Source organism: Microbacterium sp. 69-10, assembly GCF_001897945.1.
Lineage (GTDB): Bacteria > Actinomycetota > Actinomycetes > Actinomycetales > Microbacteriaceae > Microbacterium.
This window is the reverse complement of sequence record NZ_MKRT01000007.1, coordinates 8,546-14,131: the sequence shown is the minus strand read 5'-3', so window position 1 is coordinate 14,131 and position 5,586 is coordinate 8,546. Positions and strand designations below refer to the sequence as shown.

Annotated in this window: 5 protein-coding genes and 1 pseudogene; all 6 read left to right on the top strand. The window is 70.7% G+C overall.

Features of this window, described 5'->3' with window-relative positions; all coding sequences use genetic code 11:
• Window positions 1-345, top strand: a pseudogene (locus BGN97_RS03080) (thiamine-phosphate pyrophosphorylase); the annotation flags it as partial.
• A gap of 288 nt (window positions 346-633) precedes the next feature.
• Window positions 634-1,686: an N-acetyl-gamma-glutamyl-phosphate reductase gene (gene argC, locus BGN97_RS03075; protein ID WP_292697948.1), complete on the top strand. Its 1,053-nt coding sequence runs from the start codon at window positions 634-636 to the stop codon at window positions 1,684-1,686.
• Complete coding sequence (argJ, locus tag BGN97_RS03070; RefSeq protein ID WP_292697946.1) at window positions 1,683-2,840, top strand: bifunctional glutamate N-acetyltransferase/amino-acid acetyltransferase ArgJ; 1,158 nt, start codon at window positions 1,683-1,685, stop codon at window positions 2,838-2,840. Before argC ends, argJ begins: the two co-directional genes overlap by 4 nt.
• Entirely contained in the window at window positions 2,837-3,733 is an 897-nt protein-coding gene (gene argB / locus BGN97_RS03065; protein WP_292697944.1) for an acetylglutamate kinase, read from the top strand. Before argJ ends, argB begins: the two co-directional genes overlap by 4 nt.
• Window positions 3,730-4,935 (top strand): acetylornithine transaminase, encoded by a 1,206-nt coding sequence (locus BGN97_RS03060; RefSeq protein ID WP_292697942.1) that lies wholly within the window; start codon window positions 3,730-3,732, stop codon window positions 4,933-4,935. Before argB ends, BGN97_RS03060 begins: the two co-directional genes overlap by 4 nt.
• Window positions 4,932-5,586, top strand: a 655-nt coding sequence (locus BGN97_RS03055) for an ornithine carbamoyltransferase (RefSeq protein WP_292697940.1), incomplete at its 3' end; no start/stop codon positions are given. The genes BGN97_RS03060 and BGN97_RS03055, both read left to right, overlap by 4 nt.

Here is a 5,586-nt window from a genome sequence, read left to right as displayed (position 1 = left end):
CCGAGCCCGGTGAACACCGCCTACCTCGACCATCTCCGGGCCGCCGCGTTCTCCGGCGACTACCCCGTGCTGATCGCGGCGATCCTGCCGTGCTTCTGGCTGTACACGGATCTGGGGCGCCGGCTGCACGCCGGCGACTTCGGCGCATACGCGACCGATCCGCGGCATCCGTACGCCTCGTGGCTGACGACATACGCCGACCCCGGCTTCGCGATCGCCACCGAGCGGGCGATCGGCCACGTCGTCGCGGCGGCCGCGGGTGCCGACGGGGCGCGCAGGCGACGGATGCACCGGGCGTTCGTCGCTGCGGCCCAGCACGAGCGGGCGTTCTTCGATCTGCGCTGAGCCGAGCGGGCGGGGAGCGTGCGGCGGGCGGAGAGTGTGACGCCGCGGATTTGCGGATGCTGCGCGATCGGCGCTACTGTCGCGTCATGCCCTCGGCCGCACACCTCTCGCTGACGCCCCTTCCGGGTGTCGCTCCTGTGCGCCGACGCCGCGCCGGCCGCCGACTCTAGGCGACCCCGCGCAGCCCGTTCCGCGATGGTTCGAGCCCGGAGCCGGTGTCGCCGCCCCGGTCCACTGTCACTGGGTCATGCCCGTCATCGGGCGCGACTCGACCGTTAAGGTAGAACCATGACGTACTCCGTCGCCGTCTCCGGCGCATCAGGCTATGCAGGAGGCGAGATCCTGCGGCTTCTCGCCGCGCATCCCGACATCGAGATCCGCACCGTGACCGCGCACTCCAACGCCGGTCAGCCGCTCGTGCAGCACCAGCCGCACCTGCGCTCGCTCGCGCATCTCACCCTTCAGGACACCACACCCGAGATCCTCGCCGGGCACGACATCGTCTTCCTGGCGCTGCCGCACGGGCAGTCGGGTCAGTACACGGATGCCCTGGGCGAGGTCCCGCTCGTGATCGACGCGGGCGCCGACCACCGGCTCACCTCGCAGGATGCGTGGGACGCGTTCTACGGCGGCGACTTCCACGACCCGTGGGCATACGGCGTCCCCGAGCTGCTCGTGAGCGGCGGGAAGCAGCGCGAGAAGCTGCGCGGCGCGACCCGTATCGCGGCGCCCGGCTGCAACGCCTCGACCGTGAGCCTCAGCCTCGCGCCCGGCGTCGCGGCGGGCGTCATCGATCCGTCCGACATCGTCACCGTCCTCGCCGTCGGACCGTCCGGCGCGGGAAAGAGCCTGAAGACGCACCTGCTCGGCAGCGAGCTGCTCGGCACCGCCAACCCCTATGCGGTCGGCGGTACGCACCGGCACATCCCCGAGATCCGCCAGGCGCTCGCCGAGGCCTCAGATGCGTCGTCCGACGGCATCCGCATCTCGTTCACCCCGGTGATCGTGCCGATGGCCCGCGGCATCCTCGCCACGTCCACGGCGCCGATCGCCGACGGCGCGACCGACGCGCAGATCCGCGACGCCTGGGAATCCGCGTACGGCGACGAGACCTTCGTACAGCTGCTGCCCGAAGGCCAGTTCCCGCGCACCGCGGACGTGCTCGGTGCCAACACCGCGCTGATGGGCATCGCCATCGACCGCGCGGCGAACCGGGTGGTCGTCGTGACTGCGGTCGACAACCTCGTCAAGGGAACCGCCGGCGCCGCCGTGCAGTCCATGAACCTCGCGCTGGGCCTTCCCGAGGACCGCGCCCTCACCGTGAACGGAGTAGCGCCGTGAGCGTCACCGCGCCCCAGGGATTCGAAGCAGCCGGCGTCGCCGTCGGCCTGAAGAGCACCGGCAAGCCGGACGTGGCCGTGGTCGTCAACCGCGGGCCCCGCAAGGTGGGGGCGGCGGTCTTCACGAGCAACCGCGCGAAGGCGAACCCCATCCTGTGGTCGCAGCAGGTCATCGCGGACCGCACGGTCGAGGCGATCGTGCTGAACTCCGGCGGGGCCAACTGCTTCACCGGCGCATTCGGCTTCCAGACCAGCCACCTCACCGCCGAGAAGGCGGCGGAGCTCCTCGAGGTGAGCGCGGGAGACATCCTGGTCTGCTCCACCGGCCTCATCGGCACCGGTGACGAGGTGTTCCGCGGCAAGGTGCTCGACGGCGTCGAGCAGGGCATCGCCGCGCTGTCCGTGGACGGCGGCCCGATCGCCGCAGAGGCCATCATGACCACCGACACGGTCTCGAAGACGGCCGTCGTCACGCGCGACGGCTGGACGATCGGGGCGATGGCGAAGGGCGCGGGCATGCTCGCTCCGGGTCTCGCCACCATGCTCGTCGTCATCACCACGGATGCCGATCTCGAGGCGTCCGAGGCCGACGCGGCGCTGCGCAGGGCGACGAACGTCAGCTTCGACCGGCTCGACTCGGACGGCTGCATGTCCACGAACGACCAGGTGACCCTGCTCGTGAGCGGAGCCAGCGGCATCCGTCCCGACCTGGACGAATTCGACGCAGCGCTCGCCGAGCTGTGCGTGGAGCTCGCGCAGAAGCTGCAGGGCGACGCCGAGGGCGCCAGCCACGACATCACGATCGAGGTCGTGAACGCCGTCACCGAGACCGACGCGGTCGAGGTCGGCCGCTCGGTCGCGCGCAACAACCTGTTCAAGGCGGCCATCTTCGGCAACGACCCGAACTGGGGCCGCGTGCTCGCCGCGATCGGCACCACCTGCGCGGAGTTCGATCCCTACGCCGTGGACGTCACGATGAACGGCATCCGCGTCTGCTCGGACGGCGGACCGGACCGTCCGCGCGAGGAGGTCGACCTGACCCCGCGCGCCACGCACCTGCTGATCGACCTGAAGGCGGGCGACGCCACCGCGACGATCCTCACCAACGACCTGACCCACGACTACGTGCACGAGAACAGCGCCTACGCCTCATGACCCAGCTCCAGGACACCGCGCCCGAGGAGGCCGCCTACAAGGCGGCCACCCTCATCGAGTCACTGCCGTGGCTGAAGAAGTTCCGCGATCAGATCGTCGTGGTCAAGTACGGCGGCAACGCCATGGTCAGCGATGAGCTGCAGGACGCGTTCGCGCAGGACATCGCCTACCTGCGCTACGTGGGCGTGCAGCCCGTGGTCGTGCACGGCGGCGGCCCCCAGATCTCGACGATGCTGGACCGGCTCGACATCCCCAGCGAGTTCAAGGGCGGATACCGCGTCACCAACACCGAGGCGATCAGCGTCGTGCGGATGGTGCTCACCGGGCAGGTCAACCCGCAGCTGGTCGGCAAGATCAACTCGCACGGTCCCATCTCCACGGGCGTGAGCGGCGAGGACGCCGGCCTGTTCGGCGGACGCCGTCGCGGCGTGGTCATCGACGGCCAGGAGGTGGATCTCGGTCGCGTCGGCGACGTGGTGCAGGTCGACCCGACGCCGGTGCTCGACCATCTCGCGGCCGGCCGGATTCCCGTGGTCTCCTCGATCGCGCCCGATCTGGATCACCCCGGACAGTCGCTGAACGTGAACGCGGATGCCGCTGCGGCGGCGCTCGCGACCGCCCTCGGCGCCCGCAAGCTGGTGATCCTGACGGATGTCGCTGGCCTGTACGCCGACTGGCCGAACCGCGACTCGCTCGTCTCGCACATCACCGCGGAGGCGCTCACCGAGATGCTCCCGGCCCTGGAGTCCGGGATGATCCCGAAGATGCGCGCCTGCCTGGACGCCGTGCAGGGCGGCGTGGACGCCGCCGCCATCATCGACGGACGGGTGCCGCACTCGGTGCTCGTCGAACTGTTCACCAGCAAGGGCATCGGCACGGAGGTCGTCGCATGAGCGACTGGAGCGAGGACGCAGCACACGATCTGATGAGCCTGGGCGGGCGCTTCGCGCTGCTGACCCGCGGCGAGGGGTCCTGGCTGTGGGATGCCGACGAGAAGCGCTATCTCGACTTCCTCGGCGGCATCGCGGTGAACTGCCTCGGCACGGCGCACCCGGTGTTCGTCGAAGCGGTCTCGAAGCAGGCCGCGACGCTCGCGCACGTGTCGAACTACTTCGCCAGCCCCGGCCAGCTCGAGCTCGCCGCGCGGCTCAAGCGCCTGGCGGGCACGGGCGCAGCCGGCAGGGTCTTCCTCGCGAACTCCGGCAGCGAGGCCAACGAGATGGCCTTCAAGCTGGCCCGGCTGCACGGCAAGCCCTCCGGCCGCACGAAGATGATCGTCGTGGAGGGAGCGTTCCACGGTCGCACCATGGGTGCGCTGTCGCTCACGCCCAAGGCGACGTACCGTGACCCGTTCCTGCCCGCCGTCCCTGACGTGGTGACCGTCTCGCGCTCGATCGAGAGCCTCGAGGCGGCGTTCGCCGCCGGGGGAGTGGCGGCCATGATCGTCGAGCCCATCCAGGGCGAGGCGGGCGTCGTCGAACTCCCCGAGGGCTTCCTCGCCCGAGCCAGGGAGCTGACGACCGAGCACGACGCGCTGCTCATCCTCGATGAGGTGCAGACCGGTTCCGGGCGCACCGGCGCGTGGTTCGCGTTCCAGCGCGAGGGCATCGTCCCGGATGCCGTGACGATGGCCAAGAGCATCGGCGCGGGCTTCCCGCTGAGCGCCCTCATCACGTTCGGCGCGGCCAGCGAGCTGTTCTACCCCGGCACCCACAACTCGACGTTCGGCGGCAATCCGCTGGCCGCCGCGGTGGCCAACGCCACGCTCGGCTTCATCGAGGAGACCGGTCTGCTGGACAACGTCGACGCCCGTGGCGCTCAGCTGCGTGCGGCGGTCGCGGACCTCCCGTTCGTGACCGGCACCACCGGGGCGGGGCTGCTCATCGGCATCCGCCTCTCCGCGCCCGTCGCAGCCGAGGTGCGCGCGGCCGCCCACGAACGCGGCCTGATCATCAACGCCCCCACCGAGGACATCATCCGCATCGCGCCCGCGTACACGATCGGCGACGCCGAGGTGGCGGAGTTCCTCACCCTCTTCAGCGCGGCGCTCGACGCCGTCGCATCCGCACACCCGACCATGGAGACCCCCGCATGACCCGCCACCTGCTTCGCGATGACGACCTGACCCCCGCCGAGCAGAGCGAGGTGCTCGACCTCGCGATCGAGCTGAAGAAGGACCGCTGGTCCAACAAGGCCCTCGCCGGCCCGCAGACGGTGGCCGTGATCTTCGACAAGTCCTCCACCCGCACCCGGGTGTCGTTCGCCGTCGGCATCGCTGACCTCGGCGGCTCGCCGCTGATCATCTCCACCGCCAACAGCCAGCTCGGCGGCAAGGAGACGCCGTCCGACACGGCCCGCGTGCTGGAGCGCCAGGTGGCGGCGATCGTGTGGCGCACCTACGCGCAGTCCGGTCTCGAGGAGATGGCGCGCGGCACGCGCGTGCCCGTCGTCAACGCGCTCTCGGACGACTTCCACCCCTGCCAGCTGCTGGCCGACCTGCTCACGATCCGCGAGCACAAGGGCGAGCTCAAGGGACTCACGCTGTCGTTCTACGGCGACGGCCGCAGCAACATGGCGCACTCCTACCTGCTCGCCTGCGTCACCGCCGGAATGCACGTGCGCATCGCCGCGCCGGATGCGTACGCGCCCCGCCCGGATGTGGTCGTCGCCGCTGAGAAGCGCGCCGCGGAGACCGGCGGATCCGTCTCCCTGCTCACCGACCCCCGCGAGGCGGCGCTCGGCGCCG